Consider the following 22,626-nt stretch of genomic DNA (forward strand, 5'->3'; position numbering starts at 1 on the left):
GATCACTCATCAATCGCATTTGTTGCTAAGCGTTTTACAAGCTCTACGTGATTATGTCTATGCGCGCAATACCACATTATTTTCAGCATGAACGACTTAGCCACCCTCGCCCGCCTGATCGAAAACCTCATCCGCCTCGGCACCATCGCGGCCGTCCAGATGACGCCCCCGCGCGTGCAGGTCAAAACCGGATCGCTCACCACCGGCTGGCTCCCATGGGTCGCCGCGCGGGCCGGTGCCGACCGTGAGTGGAACCCGCCCACCATCAACGAGCAAGTCATCCTGTTCAGTCCCTCCGGCCAACTTGGCAACGGCATCGTCCTGACCGGCCTGTTCAGCGACCAGCTCCCCGCCAACGGCGACCGCGAAGGCCTGCACCGCTGTACCTACCGCGACGGCACGGTCATCGAGTACGACAGCATCGCGCACCACCTCAACGTCACGCTGGCCGAAGGCGGCACCACCAACCTGACCAGCACGGGCGGCATCCACATCGTCGGCCCAATCACCCATGAGGGCGACTACACCCAGATCGGCAACCAGAACGTCACAGGTAAGGTCACCGTGTCCGTGGACGTGGTCGCGGCCAACATCAGCCTGGTCAACCACCCGCACGGTGACGTCATGGCCGGTGGCGCGAAAACGGGGAAACCAGAATGAACCGAGAAACCGGCGCAGCCCTCGGCCTGGTCGAACACATCGCCCAGTCCATCACCGACATCCTGACCACCCGCATCGGTACCCGTGTCATGCGTCGCGAGTACGGCAGCCTGCTGCCCGAGCTGGTGGACCAGCCGTTCAACGACTTCACCCGCTTGCAGGTCTACGCGGCCACCGTCATGGCTCTGATGCGCTGGGAAACCCGCATCAGTCTCAGCCGTGTGCAGTTTGTCGGTGCGAACCTTCAAGGGCAGTCGTCACTGGATCTTGAGGGCTCCGTCGTGGATACCAACCAACCTCTGAGCCTGAGTATTCCTCTGCAACTGGGAGGCAGCGCATGAATACCTTCGTCGCCATCGACCTCGGCCAACTGCCCGCGCCGCAAGTCGTCGAGCAGATCGATTACGAGCAGATCCTCGCAGAGCGCAGAGCTCACGCCATCAGCCTCTGGCCGGTCGAAGAACAAGCCGAGATTGCCGCGCGGCTCAACATGGAGTCGGAGCCGCTGACCAAGCTGCTCGAGGAAAACGCCTACCGCGAAACCGTCTGGCGTCAGCGCGTCAATGAAGCGTCCATTGCCAACATGCTCGCCCTGGCCAAGGGCACCGACCTCGAACAGCTCACCGCCAACTTCAATGTGAAGCGGCTGGTCATTCAGGCCGCGAATCCGACAGTTGTGCCGCCCCTCCCCAAGTTGATGGAGAGCGACGACAGCCTGCGCGAACGCGCGCAAATGGCATGGGAAGGCCTCAGCACCGCCGGCCCGCGCAACAGCTACATCTTCCACGCACGTTCTGCTGACGGCCAGGTCGCCGACGCTACCGCCGAAAGCCCAGCCCCCGCCGAGGCTGTCGTCACCGTGCAATCCGCGCTGGGCGATGGCACCGCCCCGCAGGCCCTGCTCGACCAGGTCAAAGCCTATCTCAGCGACGACGACCGCCGGCCGGTTGCAGATCGCCTGACCGTGCAGGGTGCTGAGATCATCAATTACCAGGTCAAGGCCAAGATTTACCCGCTCAGCAGCGGCCCGGAAACTGAGCTTGTACTCGCCGCTGCCGAAGCCCAACTGCTCAAGTTCGTACACCAACGACGGCGCCTGGCACTGGAGGTTTCCGAATCGATCGTGCACGCCGCGCTGCATGTCGAGGGCGTTCGCAAGGTCGTTCTGGAGGATTGGGCAGACATTGTCTCCACCAAATATCAGGCGCCGTACTGCACGAACATCGAATTGGCTTTGGGGGTCGAGTGATGGCCTATCAGTCGTTATTGCCAGGCAACTCGACACCGCTGGAGCGTCAGGCCGCCCAGGCCCTGACACAGATTCAACGCGTGCCCATTCCCATGCGCACGCTGTACAACCCGGACAAATGCCCACTGCCCCTACTGCCGTACCTGGCCTGGGCATTCTCGGTGGATCGCTGGGACAGCAAATGGACAGAAGCCGCCAAGCGCGCCGCCTGCCGCGCTGCCTACTACGTTCATTCGCACAAGGGCACCATCGGTGCGTTGCGCCGGGTGGTCGAACCGCTGGGTTACTTGATCGAAGTCGTGGAGTGGTGGCAGACCGTACCACCTGGCACACCCGGCACGTTCGCCTTGCGCATCGGCGTCCTCGACTCCGGCATCACCGAAGCGATGTACCAGGAACTGGTGTGGCTGATCGACGACGCCAAGCCCCTGACCCGGCACCTGACCGGCCTCGACATAGTCCTTGAAACCCGACTCGACGCTTTCGTTGGGTTCGCCGTTTACGACGGCGACGAAATCGACGTGTACCCCTGGAACAACCCGGACCTCGATGTCGAAGTCCGGGGCTACAACGGCGTGAGCCTCTACACCCTCGACGAACTGGATGTGTACCCCCATGGTTGATCAGAACTCTATTTTCGGCGGCATGCTGACGACGCTGGGCGCCAACAAGAAAACCAACTGCGACGCCCTCGGAATCCCTTGGGAACCGAGCTACATGCTGATCGGCGACGCCAACGGCACCGACCCTGTGCCCAGCCCGACACAGACCAGGTTAATCAATCAACGGTATCGCGCCCAGCTCAATCAGTTGCGCGTGTCCCCCACCGATGAAAATGTCCTCATTGCTGAGCTGGTACTGCCGCCCGATGTCGGTGGCTGGTGGATTCGCGAGCTGGCACTTGAAGACAAGGACGGTGTGTTCTCTGCCGTGGCCAACGCGGCGCCGAGCTACAAGCCGTTACTCGCCCAGGGCTCTGGCCGCAACCAGGTGGTGCGGATGCACATCATCATCAGCGGTACATCGAACATTCAGCTGAAGATCGACCCATCGGTGGTACTCGCGACGCGAGGCTACGTGGACGACAAGTTCACCGGTCTGCTGCCCGCAGACAAAGCCGAAGGGACCTACACCAAGGTCACGGTGAACGACCGGGGCGTGTTTCTGTCTGGGTCGAATCCGACGACATTGGCCGAGTTTGGGATCACGGACACCTATACCAAGACGCAGATCGATTCGAAGACGGCCCAAGCCACGGAGATCAAACTCGGCACGGCCAAGATCGCCACGCAGACACTGACGGACGCTGGCGTTGATGACGCAACGCTCGTGACACCGAAAAAACTGCGCTGGGGTTTCCAGATCCTCAAAGGCACCGCCGGTTATGTGGTACTCCCGAGCTGGCTGGGCGGTTTGATTCTCCAATGGGGCGGAGGGCAAACCTCTGCCGGCGGTACGGCCAGTGTCGCTTTACCTATTGTGTTTCCCAATGCAGTGCTGAAGGCCTTTGTTTCGGCATCCGGCACCAACTCCGTGGCGACTGTCGGCGCCGTCGCGACGAACTCGATCGGACTCAACTGCTTTATCGGAAATACCGGCGCCGGCAAGTCGGAAAACGTGCAGTTCTTTGTCATTGGTCATTAAAGGGGTGGTTATGTTTGCAGCAGAACAAGAGGATGGAATCTACGGCTTCTTCAGCCCAGGCATCCACAGTCCTATCCCCGAAGACTCGGTGGAAATCTCCGCTGAGCGCCATCGGGAGCTTCTGGCGGGGCAAATTGCTGGCCAGGTCATTGTGCGTGGCGCTGATGGCTATCCAATGTTGGTCCCATCGTTGCCGCCCAGCGATGACGCGTTGGCCGCCGTTGAGCGGGTCTGGCGGGATCAGCGCCTTTCGGAGACCGATGGTGTGGTGACCCGTCACCGAGATGAGGTGGAGGAAGGTGTGCCAACTACGTTGACGCCCGAGCAGTACGCCGAGCTTCAGGAGTATCGCCGCACCCTTCGCAACTGGCCCGAGTCGGGAGAGTTTCCTTTGACCGAGCATCGCCCTGTAGCGCCCACCTGGTTGAACCTGACAACTCTGTGAAATTCCGCAGGTCGCGTCACACCATGTAGCGCCGCCCCCTACAACTCCACGTGCTCGCCCATCCGGCGCGCGCGCGGCAGCCTGTGCACTGTCATCCCATTTACTGCGCAGGCAAAACCATGGCCGATTATCTCCACGGCGTACGGGTGCTCGAACTCAACGACGGCACCCGCCCCAATCGCACCATCCCAACCGCTGTAATCGGCATGGTCTGCACGGCCGACGATGCCGACGCCACAGTTTTCCCGCTCGATACGCCGGTGCTGCTCACCAACGTGCAAACCGCCATCGGCAAGGCCGGCGTGAAAGGCACGCTCGCGGCCAGCCTGCAAGGCATCGCCGATCAGACCAAGCCCTACACCATCGTCGTGCGCGTGAAGGAAGGTGCGACCGACGCGGAAACCAACAGCGCCCTGATCGGCACCACCACCGCCGACGGCAAATACACCGGCATGAAAGCCCTGCTCGCGGCCAAGGCGAAGGTTGGCATGGTACCGCGCATCCTCGGCGTGCCTGGTCTCGACAGTCAGCCCGTAGCCACAGCCCTGAACAGCATCGCCCAGCAGTTGCGCGCCTTCTGCTACGTCAGTGCCTGGGACTGCAAAACCAAAGAAGAAGCCGTCGCCTACCGCGAAAACTTCGGTGCCCGAGAGGTGATGGTGATCTGGCCGGACTTCCAGAACTGGGACACGGTCACCAACGCCACGGTGAAAGCCTCGGCCGTCGCCCGTGCCTTGGGCTTGCGCGCAAAGATCGATCAGGAGGTGGGCTGGCACAAAACCCTGTCCAACGTCGCCGTGAATGGCGTCACCGGCATCAGTGCCGACGTGTTCTGGGATCTGCAAAACCCAGCCACCGATGCCAACTACCTCAACGGCAACGAAGTGACGACCCTGATCAACGAGGGCGGTTTCCGCTTTTGGGGCAGCCGCACGTGCAGCGACGATCCGCTGTTCGCTTTCGAGAACTACACCCGCACCGCGCAGATCCTCGCCGACACCATGGCCGAAGCGCAGATGTGGGCCGTGGACAAGCCCATGCACCCGTCGCTGGTGCGCGACATGATCGAGAGCATCAAAGCCAAGTTCCGAGAGATGGTTGGCAGTGGCTATCTCATCGGTGGCGATTGCTGGTACCCAGAGGACATCAACGACAAGGACACCCTCAAGGCCGGCAAGTTGTACCTCGACTACGACTACACCCCCGTGCCGCCGCTGGAAGACCTGACCCTTCGCCAGCGCATCACAGACCGCTATCTGATCCAGTTCGCCAGCAAGGTGAACGCCTGAGCCGGAGGCTCCCCGTAAGGGGAGCCTTTCCGTGCCCGCACCCCGGAGATCCATGCCATGGCCATGCCTCGCAAACTCAAAAACCTTATGTTGTTCAATGACGGCAATAGCTACCAGGGTGTTGCCAAGAGCGTCACCCCACCACCACTCGGCCGCAAGATGGAGAGCTATCGTGGAGGCGGTATGAACGGCCCGGTAAAGGCTGACCTTGGCTTTTCCGATGACGGCATTCAATTCGAATGGAAAACCGGCGGGCTGGATCTGATCGCACTCAAGCAGTTCGGCTCTGTCAACTCGTCAGGTGTGCAATTGCGCTTCGCCGGCGCGTTTCAGCAGGACGACACGGGGGAAGTCAGCGCCGTGGAAATCGTCGTACGCGGCCGTCACGAGACCATCGAAATGGGTGAAGCCAAGCCGGGCGAAGACACCGAACACAGCATCAAAACCACCTGCACCTACTACAAGCTGATCGTCGACAACGAAGAGATCATCGAGATCGACTTGCTCAACTTTATCGAGAAGGTCAACGGTGTGGACATGCTGGAAAAACAGCGCAGCGCCCTGGGTCTCTAACCCCTCTCCAACTCACCACGTCACCACGTCACCACGTCACCACGTCACCACGTCACCACGTCACCAACAGGATCCCCCCATGAAACCCGAAACAAGCACCGAAACACTGCCAACCATCGAAGACAACACCGTCACTCTCGACACTCCGATCATTCGCGGCAAGTCCAGCATCGACACCCTTGTCCTGCGTAAACCGTCGTCCGGTGAGCTGCGCGGCGTGCAGTTGGTCGAGCTGCTGAACATGGACGTGGCCAGCCTGATCAAAGTTATCCCACGCATCAGCAGCCCTGGTATCACCGCGCCTGAAGCGGCCGCCATGGACCCAGCCGACCTCTTGGCCTGCGGCAGTAAGATCACCGGTTTTTTGTTGCAGAAGTCGGTGAAGACGGAGGCATCCCTCGTTGCGTAGAGGACGCCATGGCCGATCTGGCCGTGGTTTTTCACTGGGCGCCAGCTGACATGAATCACCTGGGCCTGCGAGAACTGATGGAATGGCGCGAGCGCGCCAGGGCGCGGAGTTCCAACGATGGCGAATGATCTAAAACTTCAGGTGTTGCTCAACGCCATCGACAAGGCCAGCGGCCCGCTGAAAAAGATCGACAGAGCTAGTCTGGAGAGCGCCCGTGCACTCAAGGCCGCCCGCGACCATCTGAAAGAACTCAACACCCAACAAAAAGACGTCAGCGCTTGGCGCGCCCAGCGCGCTGCTGCCACGCAGACCGAGCAAGCACTCGCCGCCGCCCGCGATAAAGTCAAAGCTCTCAGTCAGCAATTCGCCGCGACTGGCGCGCCAACCAAGGCTATGACAAGGGACTTCAAGACCGCTGTGCGCGAGGCACAACGCCTGAAACAACAGCATAAGCAACAAAGCGAACAACTTCAGGGGCTACGCTCCCGGCTCCAAAGTGCAGGCATCAGCACGCGAAACCTCAGCAGCCACGAAAGGCAACTGCGCGAACAAATTGCCGCGACCAATACCAGCATCACCGACCAGGGCCGGCGCCTTCGCGTGCTCAACGCCCAACACGAACGAACGGCCAAGGCTCGGGCAGCAGCCGAACGAACCTATAATCGAAGCAAACAGATTGCGGGGAGTGCCGCCACCGGGGGCGCTGCGAGTATGGGTGTGGCCTATGGCATTGGTCGCGGCTTGTATGCCCCGCTACAGGAGGGTAAGCACTTTGCCCTTGAGGAACATCGAGTTGCCGCGCTGGGCTTGGGTGAAGAAGACACCGGCAAGGCCATCAGCTTCGCCAGGCAAATGAAAACCTACGGCACCAGCCTGACGGAAAACCTAACGCTGGTGCGCGACGCCATGACCGTGTTTGCCGAAGAACATGAGGCGGAAATGGTGGCGCCTACCTTGGCCAAAATGAAGTTCGCCAACCACGCCATGTACGGCGAGGAGCAAGGCGCAGATAACGAACGCAAATTCATGGACATGCTCAAGGTGATTGAGCTGCGCGGCGGCCTGGCCAGCAAAGAAGCTTTCATCAGCCAAGCTGACCTGGTGCAAAAAGTCCTGACCGCGACCGGTGGGCGCGTGGGTCCGAACGAATGGCTGAACGTGATCAAAACTGGTGGCGTCGCGGCCAAAGGCATCAAGGACGAAGCGTTTTATTACCAGTTGGAGCCTCTGGTGCAAGAAATGGGTGGCCACCGAGTCGGTACCGCGATGATGAGCGCCTATTCGAATATTTATCAGGGGCGAACCACCAAGCGCGCCGCCAACAATCTGGAGGCTCTCGGGCTGGTCGATCCGAAGAAGGTGAAACACGACAAGGCAGGACAGATTGCCTTCCTCGACGTCGGCGCCATCAAGGGCAGCGACATTTTCAGGGAGAACCAATTCGAGTGGCTGGAGAAAATACTGCTGCCCCAATTGAAGGCCAAGGGCATCACTGAAAAGAGCCAGGTACTCGACACCATCGGTAGCATCTTCTCAAACCGTACCGCGTCCAACCTGTTCGCGCAGATGTACCTGCAACGTGAGCAGATCCATAAAAACGCCAAACTGAACGCTGGCGCCGACGGCATCGACCAGCTTTACGACAAAGGGCTGGACAGCGTTCAGGGCAAAGAACTGGAATTACTCGCACAGCGCGCCAATGCTTATCAGGAGATGAGCAACGCCATTCTTCCTACTTACGTCGCCGCCCTGCAAAGCATTACTGAAGCGATTAAAAGCATCACCCTCTGGATGAAGGAAAATCCCGCAGCTGCGGCGCTCATGGCCAAGACCCTGATCGTAGTGGGCGTTCTGGCTGGCGTTTTTGGCGTTCTTGCCCTGACGCTGGCCAGCTTGTTGGGTCCGTTTGCGGTCATCAGTTATGGCTTGGCCCTATTCGGTCTCAGAGGCGGCGGTGCTACCAAAATATTCCAGAAACTGGCGCCTACCCTGACCGGTCTCGCTCGAAATGCCTTCCCAATGCTGGCCCAAGGTATTCGCCTGCTGGCAAGCAGCTTGGGTGGGGTACTGTTAACCGCGTTGCGCGCCGTGAGCATCGCGCTCTGGGGATTGGCAGCAAACCCGGTGGCGCTGATTATCGGCGCCGTAGTCGCCGTACTGCTTGGCGGTGCCTACCTGATCTACAAAAACTGGGATGCGGTGAAGGCCTACTTCGCCGATGCCTGGACAGAGATCAAAACAGGCTTTAGCGGTGGTCTTGGTGGCATCCTGACGATACTGACCAACTTCAGCCCCATTGGCCTCATTTACCAGGCCTTCGCCGGAGTACTGAGTTACTTGGGTATCGACCTGCCGAATCGCTTCACAGAGTTCGGCAACATGATCGTCAACGGGCTGGTGAACGGGCTGTACGCGGGGCTTGGGCAGATAAAAACGGCCATCACCTCGATCGGCGATTCGACCATCAACTGGTTCAAGGAAAAGCTCGATATTCAAAGCCCGTCACGGGTCTTCGCCGAGCTGGGGAGATTCACCATGGCCGGTCTGACGCTCGGTCTTGAAAGTGGCGCAAAAAGCCCGCTGAACGCCATCAGCAGTATGAGCAAACAGATCACGACAGCGGGCGCCTTGGCCCTCGGCGCAACGTCTATGCCGGCATTGGCGATTGACGATCAGCCGCCTATCAGCAGCGCAAGATCTGCGGCTTACGACAGCCACGACAGCTACGAAATCAATATTCACCCCACGTCAGGTATGGACGCACAGGCCATTGCTCGCGCCGTGCGTGCCGAACTGGCCCGCATTGACAGCGAAAAAGGCGCTCGCAAGCGCAGTCAGCTGTCGGATCTGGAGTAGCCCACCATGATGCTTGCCTTGGGCATGTTCGTGTTCAGCCTTTCCACCGCGGCCTATCAGGAATTGCAGCGCCAAACCGAATGGCGCCACGCGAGCAACAATCGCATCGGCGCGGCTCCCGCGCGGCAGTTCATCGGTCGTGGCGATGACGCTATTACCCTGCCGGGGGTCATCCTGCCGGAACTCGCCGGAAGTGCGCTCAGCCTCGACGCTTTGCGACTGATGGCAAACACCGGCAAGGCGTGGCCAATCGTCGAAGGCAGCGGCCGAATCTACGGCCTGTGGGTGATTGAAAGCTTGAGCGAAACAAAGACCATTTTTTTCCGAGACGGCACCCCGCGCCGTATCGAATTCAGCATCAGCCTCAAACGCATCGATGACGACCGCATCGACTTGCTCGGCGCTGCTACTGCCGCTGGTGTCAATATCATGAGGTCATTGTTGTGATCGATGCTGCCGTCTCCCGTGTCACCGGTTTTCTGGACAAGACCATCGAGCGTTACAAGCGCGACGCGGCTTATCCAGTGCCGGCGTTCCGCATCACCGTAGATGGCAACGACATCGCCAAACTGATCAGTCCGCGCCTGATGAGCCTGGACCTGACTGACAACCGTGGCATCGAGGCCGACCAACTCAGTATCACCCTTAGCGACCACGACGGGCTGCTCGCCATTCCCCCAAAGGGTGCGGTGGTTCAGCTGTGGTTGGGGTGGAGTGACACCGGTCTGGTCGATAAAGGCACCTACACCGTCGATGAAACTGAACACTCTGGCGCGCCTGACGTGCTGAGTATTCGCGCGCGATCTGCCGATCTGCGCAAAGGCCTGAAGACCAAACGTGAACGCAGTTGGAGCAACACCACACTGGGCGACGTACTGGACGACATCGCTCTGGGCAACGGACTGACGTCCACCATTGCCGGCGCACTCGACGGTTTGCCCATTCTGCAGCTCGACCAGGCCAACGAATCTGATGCCAATCTGATCAGCCGCGTCGGCGAAGAGTTCGATGCGGTGGTGACCATCAAGGCAGGCTGTCTGCTGTGCCTGCCGGCGGGCGGTGGCAAGACCGCAAGCGGCACCGAGCTGCCCCACATCACCCTCACCCGCGCCGACGGCGACCAACACCGCTACCTGCAAGCCGACCGTGATAGCTACGACGGCGTGCGGGCCTACTTCTACGATGTGAACAGCGCCAAGAAACAGGAGGCCATTGCCGGTGGCGGTGAGAACCTCAAGGATCTACGGCACACCTACAGCGACCGCCAGTCCGCCCTGCGCGCCGCCCGGGCCGAGTTCAACCGGCTACAACGTGGCAGCGCGACGCTCAGCTATACCCTGGCCATGGGCCGGCCGGATCTGATCCCGGAGCTGACCTATACGCTGGAAGGGCTGAAGTCGGAGATTGACGAAATCATCTGGTATGGCGGGAACGTGCAGCACACGCTCAGTGCGGACAACGGATACACCGTCAGCCTGGAGCTGGAGAGCAAGCTGCCGGAGGATACCGTCGAGGGTCTGGCGGAAGAGAACAAAGGGGATTTCACTGGGATCATCGCGTACTACCGCGACAAGAAGACCGGGAAGGAGAAGACCGTGACGGCTGGGGATCAGAGTAAGCCAAGACGATTGCGTTGGTTGTATGCTACAGAGAAGACGGCCAAACGGGCTGTAGATAGAGAGTGGGAGAGAATGAGAAATCCCTCCCATTTGAAACATAACGTCGTTAGCTGAGACGGTGGGCCAAATCCACTACATCTTTATATATTTTCAACTTATTTCGTTCATGCCCGCTAACGCCTTTATAGTAAACCACATTCCGCCAAGAGGTTAGATCCCGCATTTGCTGTAGCTCTTGATTGCTCACACTAAGTATTGTCAGGTAAAAATCAGCCATATGCTTAATAGTGGAAAGCTCGTTAGTAAATGAAAATGTAACATTTTCAACCGCCCTCGCATCGTACTTCTGTATGGCCTGATGACCTCTGTCAGCGCTCCACAGATCAGCGTATTCTTCTGCCTTTGAAGATTTAAAGAAAATCAAATATGCCAGCCAAAAAAAGTGAACTTCACCTCCAATGGTATCCGCTGCGCTTTTTATCTGCTTTAGATAATTTTTTAGCTCTCTCAGCTCCACCCCAAAGTACCTAACCAAACCAACAAGTATCACTCCATTTTCGGTAAAGCCTTCGATAGGAGTAACTACTGTATTTTTCTGAGGAAGCACCGAAGTTTCAGAAAAGTACATACCATTCACTTGCCCTGTAACATTCACCCCCAATGATACCGATCGTATATCTGGAAGGTTACCGTAAACCAAGTTGAAAATATTGCTATTATCCAATTTAAACTCTGCATCAAAAAACCTGTTTAGGTATCTTTCTGATGAAAAGCCTTGCCCATAAACCGCACGTATAGAGTGAGCCAACTGCTTTGAGTCAGATGCTATAACGAAGCGACAATCTTCCAATTCAAAAAAATGCTTTATCCTCTCCAAGAGCTCAATCGCATACGTAGGACGACAGCGGTCCAGCTCATCAATAAAAATAAAAGCAGGCTTACTCAAACCATTATTGTCCGCCGCCTGTTCCAACCGCTTAATTACTGCCGTCTTAAACTCGTCAACATGCTTTGATGTTTTTGATTGATCACTGATCAGAGAGCCAACCAAATCTTTTACTGAATCGGCAGCATTTTCCCCTCCATCTTCACCTAACAAATCATCAAAATCTACGCCAACAAATTTCTTGACCAACCCCTTGGCAATTAGTGGCACTGCCTTACGTAAAATGTCTGAACCAACGTCAACAGCACGACGCCCCGCCTCAGTTGCTGTAACATCAAGATCATCTTTCGTTTGTTGTTCGATACATGTTATCAACGCCACTAACGGATCGGCAGCGTAGTCTGTCTCCCAAGCATTGAACAACACACAGACGTGCTCTTTGCTCAGATCGGCCTTCCATCTTTCCAAAAAGAAACTCTTACCAGAACCCCAAGGCGAATTTACATTAAGGACTTTCACGTGAGGATTAGCCAAAATATAGGTCGTCAAGAACTCACTACTTGGCTTACGCTCCATGAAATCATCAGCCCAAACATCTTCGACCCTTGACATATTTTCTCCTCCAAATACCATTCTTGGTTCTATTTATCCACAACATCAAGAGTTCGAATCTTTTCGCCAGAGAGAAAGCTTCGGAACTCCCCGAAGCCTCGTCTTAACGTATGCTAGTCCGCTGACAGCACAAGCGCCTCCATGATCCTCAGAATATCCTGACGTTGTTGATCATCCAGCTGTGCAAGCAGCTGCAAAAAGAGGTCCTCCAAAGGGGTAAGGTTTTCCATCGTGCGTACTCCATTTCCTTGTGAAGGGCGCGGTGGTTTCACACCACCTTCATCGCCCGGGAGTCACCCATCCTCAGCACATTTCTCTGTGCCTCCAGCCTCTTTATGAAAAATCTCGAGACCGGTTTGAATGAGATCGCCGCACAGACGACCACCCTTGCTGAATCACACCACTTCGAAAATGTAAGTACTGTTTACCCCTTCCAGAGCAGCCCTTTCAGAGCTGTCCGGGCTCGGCACGAACGGCCAGCACCTGGTTACCCGCGGGGTTGAAGTCGCATTCGTAGATGTGCTTTTGATAAGCGCCGAAGCCATTCTGAAATTCGATCTTGTCGCCGATGAACGTCAGTGTCCCCTTCTCCTTATTCAGCCAGCGGAAGTGGCTCATTTTTGGCTCGAAGGTGCCATCGGTCCAACGCGCAGAATACTTCCCCAGACGCACGATGGGGTCCTTGCAATAGACACCGGCGGCGACGGTGTATTTGTCGCCCATGCACTGAAGGTCCTTACGGCACGCGGCCTCATCGACCTTTGCAGTTTTCTCTTCGGTTTTGTCTTTGCTGCCCCCCGAGCACATCGAAAAGCCCACCGCGACGATGATGCCGAGAATGACCAGGCCGCCAAGGGTTTGTGCTGTAGTGACGCCAGGGTTCGCTACGCCGCAGTTCGGGCAGGTTTTCGCAGAGGTATCTACTTGATGCTTGCAAGACTTACAGGGCTTCAACGCCATTCGTACCGCTCCTTTCAATATCCATGAAAAAACCGGCCTTCGTGGCCGGCGTGTTGCTTCCACTTGCCTTGTCAGCGCTTGACCAGGTCAGTCGGTTTCCTTTTTCCCATCAATGCTCGCGGCCTTCGCAAAGGCCGAAACCATGCGCAACAGCACTTCACGATCCAGGTCAGTGACGTGCTGATAGAACCCAAGAAATTTCGCTGCATCGGCATTGATGCTTTCGACCGTCGTGGGCTTGCGCTCACCGGTCACCACATACAACACATCAACGCCCTGCTCAGCCACAGCCGCAAGGTAGGTCGCATCCGGGCTACGTTCGCCCTTCTCATAGTTGTACTGGCTGTTTTTCGAGGCACCAGCCTTCGCTGCGAATTCGGTCTGATTGAAGCCCAGCCGCTCGCGCTCTTCTTTTAGGCGATCACCAATTCCCACAAATGTCTCCACGGCGAATTGACATTCCCACATTCATGGGAAATACTTCGCCTGTCATCACACGAAATCACACGAAACGAGACTATGCCGAACGGATACCCCACGGAGCAAGCGTGCAAGGAAGCCCGCGAAAGACTCGCGCATCAAGGTCTGTCGGCCAAGGACTGGGCCGATCAGCACAACCTCACTCCGTCCACGGTGTATGCCGTGTTGAACGGGCAGAAAAAATGCCTGCGGGGCGAGTCTCACCGCGCCGCGGTACTACTCGGAATCAAAGACGGCGTCGTCACAAACTAGGCCGGTTGGCTCAGGGAGGAAACCAGAAGATGAAACGTTCAGTTCTAGCCAACCGGAAAGACGTGATGAGCGCAGTCATTGGCGCCTACCCAGGCGGTCGACTGTACGCCGCCGCGCAACTCGGCATGTCGATCAAGAAGTTCGACAACCAAGCCTACGAGAGCGCCGGCTGCCGACCGCTGAGCGACGACCATGTCTACCGCCTCGAACAAATTGCTGGGACGTCGTATTTGGCGGACTACATCGCCGGCAAGTACGGGGGCATGTTTGTTCCAGTGGCAGTCCCTGCCTCCTTGGACAACGTTGAGTTGTACAACCGTTCGGTTAGAGCTGCCGCCAAACGCGGCATGGTTGACCAGATCATTGCCAAAGCCCTGGACGACGGAGTCATTGAACCGGGAGAGGCGGAAACCATCATCGCCGCCCTTATGAAGTACATGTCCGCCCGCTACGCCGAAGTGCTGGCAACCATTCAATTGCACGGTCGGGGGATCGCTGGGTGAGTACTTACAAACTTGTCTGCCCGCATTGCCTGGGTCGCATGCGAATCCGCACCAGCGAAGGCACACACATTTTCCTGCGGGTGGCCTACCTGCAATGCACCAACGAAGCCTGCGGCTGGTCGGTGCGTGCTGAGTTCGAAATGACTCACGAAATGAGCCCCAGCGGCATGGCCAACCCATCGGTTCGTTTGCCGATTGCCGACATCGCTCTGCGTCGTGCCGCGATGAAGACCGCCAACGATCAACCCGACCTGCTCGACCAAATGGAAATGGAGTGTGCGCAATGAATCACGATCAGTTGACCCACGACTACCGCAGCAGCATGCAACGCGCCGCGTTCGCTTATCTGCAACGGCACGAGGCGCAGTACCTGGTGGACTCGGACCTGCTTTACGAAAACTGCGTTCGCCACTTGGCCACGTCGCTGGAAGTGCCTGTATTCATGGCGGAGCGACTGGTGCACAACGCCTGGACTGAATTGCAGGTGATCAATCAGCGCAAGTGGATCGGTGTGGACTGGGGCAACAGCCCCGGCTGCACGGTCGTGCACTTAATCGATACCCGCGCAGACATGCGCTACCCGGTACCGGCAAGGCTGCTGCCGCAGACCCTGCTGGCTCAGCGCGATTCCGCGCACAAGCACCACCCTCAGTAACCCCTTTTTAAACATCCCGCCCTGCCCCGCTTCCTGTGGGTTTGGGTGAGCTTTGCCTGAAATCCGAGGTGGATCATGGAAATCGACATCGCCATCACCGCAAAACTGCCCCGAGCGCAGGCCGAAGCCCTGCTCCAGGCACTGCGCGCGCAGTACTCCATGCAGTTCAACGAGTACTGGTATGACGATCGCTTTCGCATGATCCCCGAGGGTTTGCGGCACGGCTCGCTGCTATCGGCCTTCCCAGTGATGGCCGCGCAAAAACGCCTGATTGGCGCCCTCAAACAAAGCCTCGGCGAAGTGAAGTAAGCCCCGATGAAGATGGAAGACAAATTACGCGCCGAAGTGCTGCGCCGCCTTGAGCGCGATTACGAGCTGAAGCATCGACCGCACACCGTTTACATGCGTGGCGGCAAGTGCCCCACCTGCAATAAGAAGGAGCTGTACACCAACCACAACAACCCGTATCTGATCATCTGTGGCCGGGAGAGCAAGTGCGGCCAAACCTGGCACGTCAAAGAAATCTACGACGATCTGTTTGATGACTGGAGCGGTCGCGCCCCTTCCACCGATCAGCATCCGACCGCGACTGCTCGGGCCTATCTGGAGTTTGCCCGAGGCTTCAATCTCGATCTGATCCAGGGCTGGTACACGCAGGAAACGTTTTACTCTCCAGAACTGGATGCTGGCAGTGCAACCGTCCGCTTCGCGCTGGACAAGGGCGGCCACTGGGAACGCCTGATTGATCGACCGCACCGGTTCGGCAAGCAGAAAGCCCGGTTCAAGAAGGGTGACAGCTACAAGGGAGTTTGGTGGTGCCCACCGTGCGTTGATCTGCTGGCCGTCGACGAACTCTGGATCGTCGAGGGCATCTTCGACGCCATTGCCCTGGTGCACCACGGGATCGCAGCTGCGTCGGCCATGTCGTCAGGCGCTTTCCCTGAAGAGTCTCTGAAAGAGCTTGCGCGGCTGCGCGGCGGGAAGCTGCCGAGGCTGGTGTGGGCTCTGGACAACGAGCCTGGTGCGCACAAGTACACGAAGCGCTGGGTACGTCAGTCCCGCGGATTGGGCTATCAGTCTGAGGCCGCGCAGATCCCGCAACCCGCCGATGGCCGCAAGGTTGATTGGAACGACCTGCATCAGCGCTGGACGTTCATCGATGGAGAGTCAGAACGAGCTAAGCAGCGGGAGAAAGACCTCGATGCTGCTCGCCATCTTGGGGCGCTGCTGATCGCCGAAAGCGCATCAGAGAAAGGCGTGCTGATGTACGAATGGCGCGAGCGTCACGAGTTTCACTTCGGGTTCGAGAGCCGGCTCTACTGGTTCAAGATGGACCTGGAGAAATTCAACAAGGCCATGCAAGCGCTGGAGTCTTCCGAGCGCCACGAAGACCAGTTGCTGAACGACAAGCAGCGCCGCGACAAGGCCCTTCGCCAATGCGGCGGCGTCGTCGAAATCGCCAACTGCTACCCGCAGGCGCTGTACTTCCAGCGCAACGAAGTCACCGACGAATCCTGGTACTACTTCCGCGTTGATTTTCCGCACGACAGCGGCAGCGTCAAGAACACCTTCACCGGTGGCCAGGTCGCCGCCGCCAGCGAGTTCAAGAAGCGCCTGCTCAGCATGGCCGCCGGCGCTGTGTTCACCGGCAGTGGGCAGCAGCTCGACAAGATCATGAAGGATCAGCTGTTTGGCCTGAAGACCGTCGAGACCATCGACTTCATCGGCTACAGCAAACTGCACAGTTGCTACGTGTTCGGCGACCTGGCTGTCCGTGGCGGCATCGTCAGCGTGGTGAACAAGGAGGACTTTTTCGAGTTCGGCAAGCTGCGGTTGAAGACGCTGCAGAAGTCGATCGCCATGCACATCCAGCGCGACGCCAAGGAGTACCGGACCGACTGGCTGCCGATGTTGTGGCTGTGCTTTGGTGCGAAGGGCATCGTCGCCCTGGCATTTTGGTTTGGCTCGCTGTTCGCCGAGCAGATTCGGGCGCAGTACAAATCCTTTCCATTCCTTGAGGTCACCGGCGAGGCCGGTGCCGGTAAGACTACGCTGCTGACCTTCTTGTGGAAACTGCTGGGCCGCGAGCATGAAGGTTTTGACCCGTCGAAATCGACCCGCGCCGGTCGTCAGCGCGCCATGGGCCAGGTCTCCAACATGCCGGTGGTGCTGATCGAGGGCGATCGCAACGAGCCGGATAAAGCGCACGCCAAGGGCTTCGACTGGGACGAGCTGAAGGACTTCTACGGCGGCGGCACACTCGGCACCAAGGGCATGAAGACAAGCGGTAATGAGACCTACGAGCCACCGTTCCGGGGTGCGATTGCAATCAGCCAGAACGCCGATGTCAGCGCGTCTGAAGCGATCCTGACCCGGATTATCAAATCGCACTTTGCACGCCCAGAAGTCACCACCGAGAGCCGTGCAGCAGCGGACAACCTGAACCTGATCCCGGTCGAACAGCTGAGCCACTTCCTGCTGCTGGCCGTGCGTGCGGAAGCCCAGGTGATGGCGAAGTTTGCCGAGCGAGTCCTCGTTCACGAACAGCATCTGCGCAAGCTCAAGGACATCCGCGTGGAACGCATCATCAAGAACCACAGCCAACTGATGGCCCTGGTCGATTGCCTGCGTCTGGTTTGCCCGCTCGAGGACAACCACGTCGCCACGACACAGCAGGCGCTGATGACCATGGCACTGGAACGGCAGGCCGCGATCAGCGCTGATCACCCGCTCGTTGCCGAGTTTTGGGAGGTCTTCGAATACCTCGAAAGCCTGGGCGAAGGCCCGCAGGTCAATCACAGCACCGACCCGAAACTCATCGCAATCAACCTCAACGAATTCGCCGAGAAGGCCAGCGAGCATCGGCAGAACCTTGCCGACCTCAAGACGTTGCGTGGGCTGCTGGTGAACAGCCGCAGCCGCAAATGGGTTGAAACCAACAAGGCGGTGTACAGCGCGGTTCGTGCTTCACAGGCCGCCGGCAACGCGATGTTCAACAAACCCACGACTGTGCGCTGCTGGATTTTTCAGAGCGCGTAACTGCAACCAGCGCTGCAACGCTGGGCACTTTCCAAAGGAGAAGCACCATGCAAGTACACGTCATCACCGGCGACGCCGGCACGGGTAAGACGACAAAACTCAGATCGATCGAGGCGCAGCAATTGGCCGAAGGCAGGCAGGCCGGAATCATTCATGCGGATGCGTATTCGCATCACGGCCTGCTCGGAATCATGGAAGTCAGGTTGGAGCGTGGCGAGCGGACGCTGCTTGTCGATGACTGCTCGACCAAACAAATCGAAGAGGTTTTGCAGTGGCAGAAGGAGGCTGCTGGCAACGAGCAGCTTAAAGGTTTGGCGATTCACCTGGTTCGCCGCGCCGGCTGATCAATGAGTTCACGCCACAAAAGAAGTGGTGCCGAGGGACTGCAATCCCTCGACACCGACCACCCCAAAGGAGAAGCACCATGCAAGCACAAAACCCAAGTAGTGGCGGCACAGAGGCTACCACGAACGCCTTCAAAGTCGGCGACGACGTGACTTTCGTCGCCGCACGCAGCACCGGGCACAGCGTCAGTCTGAGCGTTCGCGAAGGGAAAATTGCAGAGATCGACCGCGCAACGGCGGTCGTAAAGCTTCGAAACGGCCGCACCAGCGTGCAGCCGTTGAACAAACTCACCCACCAAGGCGAGCGCAACGCCCTCACCCGCGCATTGCTGGGGGACGCCTGATGCAACCCTCAGTCAACTCTGCCGTACGCACTCGCCCGCCTATGGCGAGCCATCGGCTTGACCTTCCCAGTTGCTGCGACATCTGCGGAAAAGCCCGATCCACCCGCAAGCACCAGGCCTGTAGTCGGATCCGACAGCAGCGCAAGTCTGCCGAGTGGGCCGAGCTGATGGCGACACAGGCGGAAGCGAAGAAGAACAAGCCACGGCGCTACGCGCGCTGATTTGAATCACCGGGCGAACAACGGGGAGCTGCAACTCCCCATCGCCTGCAAAGGAAGAAGCACCATGCTCAAGCGAACACTCAAACACTTTCACTTCTGCTGCGGCCTCGGTGGCGGCGCCAAAGGCTTCAATAAATCCAAGCCCGTCGTGGGCAACGTCCAAGCGGAATGGCAGTGCATCGGCGGCATCGACATTGATGCGGCCGGGCTGGCCGACTTCGAGCGTTTGAGCGGGGTCAAAGGCACGCTGCTGGATCTGTTCACTCGTGATCAGTACGTCCGCTTCCACGGGAAAGAGCCGCCACCAGGTTGGCGTGAAGCGACCGTCGAGGATGTTCGACGTGCGGCCAACTACCAGCGGCCCGAGGCGGTGTTCATTTCCAGCCCGTGCAAAGGCGCCTCGGGCTTGCTGTCAGAGAAGATGAGCCTTACGCCGAAGTACCAGGCCCTGAACGAGCTGACATTGCGCTGCATCTGGTTGTTTGGTGAAGCCTGGAAGGATGACCCGGTCCCGCTGTTGGTGTTCGAGAATGTGCCACGACTGGCTACTCGCGGCCGGCATTTGCTGGACCAGATCAACAAGGTGCTGTCGCATTTCGGTTACGCAGTCGCCGAAACCACTCACGACTGCGGCGTCATCGGCGGTCTGGCTCAGAGCCGCAAGCGCTTTCTGCTGGTAGCCCGTCACATAGAAAAGGTGCCGCCGTTTCTGTACGAGCCGGAAAAGAAGACACTCAAGTCTGTCGGTTCGATCCTCGGTCGCATGCCCCTCGCCGGCGACATCGAAGCGGCCGGCCCGATGCATCGGGTACCAGCGCTGCAATGGAAAACATGGGTTCGACTCGCCCTGGTAACCGCTGGCAAAGACTGGCGCAGCCTGAATGATTTAGCGATCGAGGACGGCTACCTGCGAGACCTGGTAATCGTTCCGGAATACCGCTCGGGTTACCTCGGTGTGCATGAATGGCAAGACACCGCCGGCACAGTTGCTGGGCGCAGCAGCCCAACGAACGGTGCGTTCTCGGTAGCCGATCCACGCGCCCGGGAAGGATCCCTGCAATACCAGCAGTACGGCGTGCGCCGTTGGGATGAAACCAGTGGTGCGGTTATCGGCGTCAAGTCGCCCGGGCAAGGAACATTCAGTGTTGCTGATCCTCGCCGGCCTGGCGACGGCTTCGGCAAGTACCTGGTTACCCCGTTCGACAACGCAGCCGGAACGGTCATCGCCGGCAGTACAACGGGACAAGGCGCCTTCGCTGTGCAAGATCCGCGATATCACAACTGGCACACCGGAGCTAGCAGTCGGAAGTTGGGGGTTTGCCCATGGGATAAAACCGCCGGGACGGTCACCGGATCGCAGCAGGTGGCCAGCGGCGCGCTTTCGATTGCAGATCCTCGGCCAGGCATGAAGCGCACGAAGGGTGATGCCTACCTGACTGGCGGTCACTACGGCGTTGTCCGCTGGAACGAGCAATGCGGAGCCGTGTCGGCCAGCGCCAAGCAGGACAACGGGCGCTGGTCGGTGGCGGATCCGCGCATGCCAGAGGCAAATGACCGGTTGACCTGCGTGATAGAAAGTATCGACGGCACCTGGCACCGCCCCTTCACCACGCTGGAGCTGGCCGCTCTACAAAGCCTGGTCGAGCCGGAGGAACAGTTCGAGCTGGACGGTCTGAGTGATCAGGCATGGCGTGAGCGGATTGGCAACGCGGTGCCGCCATACGCCGCCGAAGCAATTGCCGATGTGATGGGTACCACGCTGTTGCTGGCTGCCTCCGGCGAAACCTTCATGCTCAACAGCATGCCGATCTGGGTTCGCCCGATAGCGGTAGGCCTGAGCGTGGCGCAACAGGAGGCCGCGCTATGACCGTTTTCCTGCTGCTGCATCTGTGCGCGGACGCAACTCGGACGGATTGCCAGGTGTTGCCGGTTCAACACTGGAAAGGAGATACCGCCTACGAACAATGCCTCGACGCTATCCCCGGCCTGACCAAAGCGCTGACAGCGACCAACCGGGAGCGGCACCGGTTTGTCTGCGACGTCCAGACTGAAACTCCGGTGGAGGAAGTTGCGCAGCCGATATTCATTCATCAATCGTTTCGGATGTGAGGGGTGCATCATGAACACAGTATTTATTCTGATGGCCCAGTACGACGGCCAGGCGATCATCCCGCTTGATCGGGTGTGCCGCGACTACTTCACGCACCTGACGCCGGACATGTTCCAGCGCAAGGTGCTGAGTGGCCAGATCAAGATTCCAATCACCCGCCTGGAGCCGAGCCAGAAATCCGCGAAGGGCATTCACATCGGCGACCTGGCTGCTTATCTCGATCTCCAGCGCGCCGCCGCTGTGAAAGAAAACAATCAGCTCAACGGCTTAAAACCCGCCTGTTGAGCCACTTCATTGATGCGGCGCCCAGTTGGACGGGCGCCCTCAATATCTTTTCGTGCCACTCCCATCCCACATACCGATCACCCTTACCGCGCAGGTGGGTGTAGCGTCGCAGTGAATTCCAATCCCTGTGCCCCGACACACTCGCCACGCGCGGAATATCCCAGTCCATTTCAAAGAGACGGCTGACACCCTCGTGGCGGAGGTCATGAAAGTGCAGGTCAGCGATGTTCAGAAACTTGCAGGCTTTCGCCCAGGAAGTGGAGATAGACTCAGGGCTGTACGGGAATATGTCGTCGCCTGCTTTCGGCATTGTTTGGAGTGTTCGCCATGCTTCATCCGGCAGGTAACACCAGACGTCGTTGCCGATCTTCTGCCCAGGGTTCTTCATGTCCCGCACCAACACTCGCTGGCCAGGCTCATCTACATCAGCCCAGCGAATGCGGGTGATCTCGTCGAGGCGGCGGGTGGAGAACAGGGCGAAGCCTACGACCTTCAGCATATTGGTGACGCTTCGACGTCGAGCCTGCATATCCTCATAGTGCGTCATGAGCTGGCCCAGCTCATCCAGTGTCGGACGGCGGTCCCGCTCGCGACTCTTGAGGTTGTAGCCGAGTTTGCGCAGCACCCGCCGAGCGCCGGACATGGCCAGCGGATCGACCTGATAGCCCCATGCGTCTTTGGCGATGGAAAGCACAGCGCCGAGGTGGGCCAAATCGTTACCGGCGGTTTGCGGCAGGACGCCTCCCCCTTCACCACTCATCCGCCACAGGGCGAAGTCCACCAGGCACTGCGTATTGATGTCGGTATCGTTGAGCTTGCCGAAGTAGCTGGCGCCGATGGCACTGAGCGTGGCCTTTTTGGTTTTGCCCAGCGGCCGCGCTTTTTCGACTTCGCGCAGGTACTGATCAATCATCTCTTTGGCAGTGGCGCCCTTGCGGCTTGCCCGCTCGATCGCACCTGGTTCATCGAGTTCCGATTCACGCTTACGCGCCCACGCCTGCGCAGCCTGTTTCCGGGCGAAGGTCTGGCTCTCTTGGTAGACTTGCACTCCGTCACGCTTGATGCGGATCTGAGCGGTGTAGCTCACAGACCCATCCGCCAGTTTTCTTGCCCTGATAGCTGCCATATCGAAAGTGGTACGCGTCAGTTTTGAAGTGGTACATCGTACCACCGAGACCTGAAAAACGCCTG

At 58.5% G+C, this 22,626-nt stretch carries 28 protein-coding genes; 24 read left to right on the forward strand and 4 right to left on the reverse strand.

Going from position 1 to position 22,626, the window contains the following annotated elements; genetic code table 11:
- The first annotated feature begins 87 nt into the window (after positions 1-87).
- From AC1RMX_RS24470 to AC1RMX_RS24530, 13 genes are all read left to right on the forward strand, one after another.
- Positions 88-660, forward strand: a complete 573-nt coding sequence (locus tag AC1RMX_RS24470; protein ID WP_493073261.1) for a phage baseplate assembly protein V — start codon at positions 88-90, stop codon at positions 658-660.
- Positions 657-1,001, forward strand: a complete 345-nt coding sequence (locus tag AC1RMX_RS24475) for a GPW/gp25 family protein (protein ID WP_493073262.1) — start codon at positions 657-659, stop codon at positions 999-1,001. Before AC1RMX_RS24470 ends, AC1RMX_RS24475 begins: the two co-directional genes overlap by 4 nt.
- Positions 998-1,909, forward strand: coding sequence for a baseplate J/gp47 family protein (locus AC1RMX_RS24480; RefSeq protein ID WP_493073263.1), 912 nt, complete (start codon positions 998-1,000; stop codon positions 1,907-1,909). The genes AC1RMX_RS24475 and AC1RMX_RS24480 overlap by 4 nt, the downstream gene beginning before the upstream one ends.
- Positions 1,909-2,532, forward strand: a complete 624-nt coding sequence (locus AC1RMX_RS24485; RefSeq protein WP_493073265.1) for a phage tail protein I — start codon at positions 1,909-1,911, stop codon at positions 2,530-2,532. The genes AC1RMX_RS24480 and AC1RMX_RS24485 overlap by 1 nt, the downstream gene beginning before the upstream one ends.
- Positions 2,525-3,553, forward strand: coding sequence for a phage tail protein (locus AC1RMX_RS24490; RefSeq protein WP_493073266.1), 1,029 nt, complete (start codon positions 2,525-2,527; stop codon positions 3,551-3,553). The genes AC1RMX_RS24485 and AC1RMX_RS24490 overlap by 8 nt, the downstream gene beginning before the upstream one ends.
- 10 nt (positions 3,554-3,563) lie before the next feature.
- Positions 3,564-3,998: a phage tail assembly chaperone gene (locus tag AC1RMX_RS24495; RefSeq protein WP_493073268.1), complete on the forward strand. Its 435-nt coding sequence runs from the start codon at positions 3,564-3,566 to the stop codon at positions 3,996-3,998.
- A gap of 119 nt (positions 3,999-4,117) precedes the next feature.
- Positions 4,118-5,287, forward strand: coding sequence for a phage tail sheath protein (locus AC1RMX_RS24500; RefSeq protein ID WP_493073269.1), 1,170 nt, complete (start codon positions 4,118-4,120; stop codon positions 5,285-5,287).
- 57 nt (positions 5,288-5,344) lie between these two features.
- Positions 5,345-5,860, forward strand: a complete 516-nt coding sequence (locus AC1RMX_RS24505; RefSeq protein ID WP_493073270.1) for a phage major tail tube protein — start codon at positions 5,345-5,347, stop codon at positions 5,858-5,860.
- Positions 5,861-5,939: 79 nt separating this feature from the next.
- Entirely contained in the window at positions 5,940-6,269 is a 330-nt protein-coding gene (locus AC1RMX_RS24510; RefSeq protein WP_493073272.1) for a phage tail assembly protein, read from the forward strand.
- Positions 6,270-6,277: 8 nt separating this feature from the next.
- The gene (locus AC1RMX_RS24515; protein WP_493073273.1) at positions 6,278-6,397 is read left to right on the forward strand and encodes a GpE family phage tail protein; all 120 of its coding nucleotides are present in this window, start codon (positions 6,278-6,280) and stop codon (positions 6,395-6,397) included.
- Positions 6,387-9,125, forward strand: a complete 2,739-nt coding sequence (locus AC1RMX_RS24520; RefSeq protein ID WP_493073274.1) for a phage tail tape measure protein — start codon at positions 6,387-6,389, stop codon at positions 9,123-9,125. The genes AC1RMX_RS24515 and AC1RMX_RS24520 overlap by 11 nt, the downstream gene beginning before the upstream one ends.
- A gap of 6 nt (positions 9,126-9,131) precedes the next feature.
- The gene (locus AC1RMX_RS24525) at positions 9,132-9,572 is read left to right on the forward strand and encodes a phage tail protein (RefSeq protein ID WP_493073275.1); all 441 of its coding nucleotides are present in this window, start codon (positions 9,132-9,134) and stop codon (positions 9,570-9,572) included.
- Positions 9,569-10,858, forward strand: a complete 1,290-nt coding sequence (locus AC1RMX_RS24530; protein WP_493073277.1) for a phage late control D family protein — start codon at positions 9,569-9,571, stop codon at positions 10,856-10,858. The genes AC1RMX_RS24525 and AC1RMX_RS24530 overlap by 4 nt, the downstream gene beginning before the upstream one ends.
- Here the strand turns inward: AC1RMX_RS24530 and AC1RMX_RS24535 are convergent.
- The 3 genes from AC1RMX_RS24535 to AC1RMX_RS24545 all read right to left on the reverse strand — a co-directional run bounded on the left by AC1RMX_RS24535 (position 10,851) and on the right by AC1RMX_RS24545 (position 13,637).
- Complete coding sequence (locus AC1RMX_RS24535) at positions 10,851-12,242, reverse strand: KAP family P-loop NTPase fold protein (protein WP_493073278.1); 1,392 nt, start codon at positions 12,240-12,242, stop codon at positions 10,851-10,853. The genes AC1RMX_RS24530 and AC1RMX_RS24535 overlap by 8 nt on opposite strands.
- A gap of 447 nt (positions 12,243-12,689) precedes the next feature.
- On the reverse strand, positions 12,690-13,202 hold the full coding sequence (locus AC1RMX_RS24540; protein ID WP_493073279.1) for a hypothetical protein: 513 nt from the start codon (positions 13,200-13,202) through the stop codon (positions 12,690-12,692).
- An 87-nt stretch (positions 13,203-13,289) separates the two neighbouring features.
- Entirely contained in the window at positions 13,290-13,637 is a 348-nt protein-coding gene (locus AC1RMX_RS24545) for a helix-turn-helix domain-containing protein (protein ID WP_493073280.1), read from the reverse strand.
- A gap of 84 nt (positions 13,638-13,721) precedes the next feature.
- Here AC1RMX_RS24545 and AC1RMX_RS24550 point away from each other — a divergent pair, with 84 nt between their 5' ends.
- The 11 genes from AC1RMX_RS24550 (at position 13,722) to AC1RMX_RS24600 (ending at position 21,435) form a co-directional block, all read left to right on the forward strand.
- Positions 13,722-13,934, forward strand: coding sequence for a DNA-binding protein (locus tag AC1RMX_RS24550; protein WP_015634841.1), 213 nt, complete (start codon positions 13,722-13,724; stop codon positions 13,932-13,934).
- A 29-nt stretch (positions 13,935-13,963) separates the two neighbouring features.
- Positions 13,964-14,437 (forward strand): YmfL family putative regulatory protein, encoded by a 474-nt coding sequence (locus AC1RMX_RS24555; RefSeq protein WP_493073282.1) that lies wholly within the window; start codon positions 13,964-13,966, stop codon positions 14,435-14,437.
- Positions 14,434-14,724: an Ogr/Delta-like zinc finger protein gene (locus AC1RMX_RS24560; protein ID WP_038979812.1), complete on the forward strand. Its 291-nt coding sequence runs from the start codon at positions 14,434-14,436 to the stop codon at positions 14,722-14,724. The genes AC1RMX_RS24555 and AC1RMX_RS24560 overlap by 4 nt, the downstream gene beginning before the upstream one ends.
- Positions 14,721-15,092, forward strand: coding sequence for a hypothetical protein (locus AC1RMX_RS24565; RefSeq protein WP_493073283.1), 372 nt, complete (start codon positions 14,721-14,723; stop codon positions 15,090-15,092). The genes AC1RMX_RS24560 and AC1RMX_RS24565 overlap by 4 nt, the downstream gene beginning before the upstream one ends.
- 75 nt (positions 15,093-15,167) lie before the next feature.
- Positions 15,168-15,401, forward strand: coding sequence for a hypothetical protein (locus tag AC1RMX_RS24570; protein ID WP_253149653.1), 234 nt, complete (start codon positions 15,168-15,170; stop codon positions 15,399-15,401).
- A gap of 6 nt (positions 15,402-15,407) precedes the next feature.
- On the forward strand, positions 15,408-18,131 hold the full coding sequence (locus tag AC1RMX_RS24575) for a toprim domain-containing protein (RefSeq protein WP_493073284.1): 2,724 nt from the start codon (positions 15,408-15,410) through the stop codon (positions 18,129-18,131).
- Between the two features lie 47 nt (positions 18,132-18,178).
- Positions 18,179-18,475, forward strand: a complete 297-nt coding sequence (locus AC1RMX_RS24580) for a DEAD/DEAH box helicase family protein (RefSeq protein ID WP_493073286.1) — start codon at positions 18,179-18,181, stop codon at positions 18,473-18,475.
- An 80-nt stretch (positions 18,476-18,555) separates the two neighbouring features.
- The gene (locus AC1RMX_RS24585) at positions 18,556-18,819 is read left to right on the forward strand and encodes a hypothetical protein (protein WP_493073287.1); all 264 of its coding nucleotides are present in this window, start codon (positions 18,556-18,558) and stop codon (positions 18,817-18,819) included.
- A 285-nt stretch (positions 18,820-19,104) separates the two neighbouring features.
- On the forward strand, positions 19,105-20,907 hold the full coding sequence (locus AC1RMX_RS24590) for a DNA cytosine methyltransferase (protein ID WP_493073288.1): 1,803 nt from the start codon (positions 19,105-19,107) through the stop codon (positions 20,905-20,907).
- Positions 20,904-21,149: a hypothetical protein gene (locus AC1RMX_RS24595; protein WP_493073290.1), complete on the forward strand. Its 246-nt coding sequence runs from the start codon at positions 20,904-20,906 to the stop codon at positions 21,147-21,149. The genes AC1RMX_RS24590 and AC1RMX_RS24595 overlap by 4 nt, the downstream gene beginning before the upstream one ends.
- A 10-nt stretch (positions 21,150-21,159) precedes the next feature.
- Positions 21,160-21,435: a pyocin activator PrtN family protein gene (locus AC1RMX_RS24600; RefSeq protein WP_493073292.1), complete on the forward strand. Its 276-nt coding sequence runs from the start codon at positions 21,160-21,162 to the stop codon at positions 21,433-21,435.
- On the opposite strand, the gene AC1RMX_RS24605 is transcribed toward AC1RMX_RS24600, so the two are convergent.
- Complete coding sequence (locus tag AC1RMX_RS24605; protein WP_493073293.1) at positions 21,410-22,561, reverse strand: tyrosine-type recombinase/integrase; 1,152 nt, start codon at positions 22,559-22,561, stop codon at positions 21,410-21,412. The two genes, AC1RMX_RS24600 and AC1RMX_RS24605, sit on opposite strands and share 26 nt — an antisense overlap.
- Positions 22,562-22,626 lie beyond the last annotated feature (65 nt).

The organism is Pseudomonas sp. GW822-FHT03F04 (genome assembly GCF_058801405.1).

Excerpts from the sequence above, each read along its gene's own strand:
- AC1RMX_RS24480 (WP_493073263.1), top strand. The coding sequence starts at position 998 with ATGAATACCTTCGTCGCCATCGACCTCGGCCAACTGCCCGCGCCGCAA.
- AC1RMX_RS24470 (WP_493073261.1), top strand. The coding sequence starts at position 88 with ATGAACGACTTAGCCACCCTCGCCCGCCTGATCGAAAACCTCATCCGC.
- AC1RMX_RS24475 (WP_493073262.1), top strand. The coding sequence starts at position 657 with ATGAACCGAGAAACCGGCGCAGCCCTCGGCCTGGTCGAACACATCGCC.
- AC1RMX_RS24555 (WP_493073282.1), top strand. The coding sequence starts at position 13,964 with ATGAAACGTTCAGTTCTAGCCAACCGGAAAGACGTGATGAGCGCAGTC.
- AC1RMX_RS24510 (WP_493073272.1), top strand. The coding sequence starts at position 5,940 with ATGAAACCCGAAACAAGCACCGAAACACTGCCAACCATCGAAGACAAC.
- AC1RMX_RS24565 (WP_493073283.1), top strand. The coding sequence starts at position 14,721 with ATGAATCACGATCAGTTGACCCACGACTACCGCAGCAGCATGCAACGC.
- AC1RMX_RS24495 (WP_493073268.1), top strand. The coding sequence starts at position 3,564 with ATGTTTGCAGCAGAACAAGAGGATGGAATCTACGGCTTCTTCAGCCCA.
- AC1RMX_RS24535 (WP_493073278.1), bottom strand. The coding sequence starts at position 12,242 with ATGTCAAGGGTCGAAGATGTTTGGGCTGATGATTTCATGGAGCGTAAG.
- AC1RMX_RS24570 (WP_253149653.1), top strand. The coding sequence starts at position 15,168 with ATGGAAATCGACATCGCCATCACCGCAAAACTGCCCCGAGCGCAGGCC.
- AC1RMX_RS24605 (WP_493073293.1), bottom strand. The coding sequence starts at position 22,561 with ATGGCAGCTATCAGGGCAAGAAAACTGGCGGATGGGTCTGTGAGCTAC.
- AC1RMX_RS24550 (WP_015634841.1), top strand. The coding sequence starts at position 13,722 with ATGCCGAACGGATACCCCACGGAGCAAGCGTGCAAGGAAGCCCGCGAA.
- AC1RMX_RS24490 (WP_493073266.1), top strand. The coding sequence starts at position 2,525 with ATGGTTGATCAGAACTCTATTTTCGGCGGCATGCTGACGACGCTGGGC.
- AC1RMX_RS24585 (WP_493073287.1), top strand. The coding sequence starts at position 18,556 with ATGCAAGCACAAAACCCAAGTAGTGGCGGCACAGAGGCTACCACGAAC.
- AC1RMX_RS24505 (WP_493073270.1), top strand. The coding sequence starts at position 5,345 with ATGGCCATGCCTCGCAAACTCAAAAACCTTATGTTGTTCAATGACGGC.
- AC1RMX_RS24575 (WP_493073284.1), top strand. The coding sequence starts at position 15,408 with ATGAAGATGGAAGACAAATTACGCGCCGAAGTGCTGCGCCGCCTTGAG.
- AC1RMX_RS24590 (WP_493073288.1), top strand. The coding sequence starts at position 19,105 with ATGCTCAAGCGAACACTCAAACACTTTCACTTCTGCTGCGGCCTCGGT.
- AC1RMX_RS24600 (WP_493073292.1), top strand. The coding sequence starts at position 21,160 with ATGAACACAGTATTTATTCTGATGGCCCAGTACGACGGCCAGGCGATC.
- AC1RMX_RS24485 (WP_493073265.1), top strand. The coding sequence starts at position 1,909 with ATGGCCTATCAGTCGTTATTGCCAGGCAACTCGACACCGCTGGAGCGT.
- AC1RMX_RS24500 (WP_493073269.1), top strand. The coding sequence starts at position 4,118 with ATGGCCGATTATCTCCACGGCGTACGGGTGCTCGAACTCAACGACGGC.
- AC1RMX_RS24525 (WP_493073275.1), top strand. The coding sequence starts at position 9,132 with ATGATGCTTGCCTTGGGCATGTTCGTGTTCAGCCTTTCCACCGCGGCC.
- AC1RMX_RS24540 (WP_493073279.1), bottom strand. The coding sequence starts at position 13,202 with ATGGCGTTGAAGCCCTGTAAGTCTTGCAAGCATCAAGTAGATACCTCT.
- AC1RMX_RS24595 (WP_493073290.1), top strand. The coding sequence starts at position 20,904 with ATGACCGTTTTCCTGCTGCTGCATCTGTGCGCGGACGCAACTCGGACG.
- AC1RMX_RS24515 (WP_493073273.1), top strand. The coding sequence starts at position 6,278 with ATGGCCGATCTGGCCGTGGTTTTTCACTGGGCGCCAGCTGACATGAAT.
- AC1RMX_RS24580 (WP_493073286.1), top strand. The coding sequence starts at position 18,179 with ATGCAAGTACACGTCATCACCGGCGACGCCGGCACGGGTAAGACGACA.
- AC1RMX_RS24520 (WP_493073274.1), top strand. The coding sequence starts at position 6,387 with ATGGCGAATGATCTAAAACTTCAGGTGTTGCTCAACGCCATCGACAAG.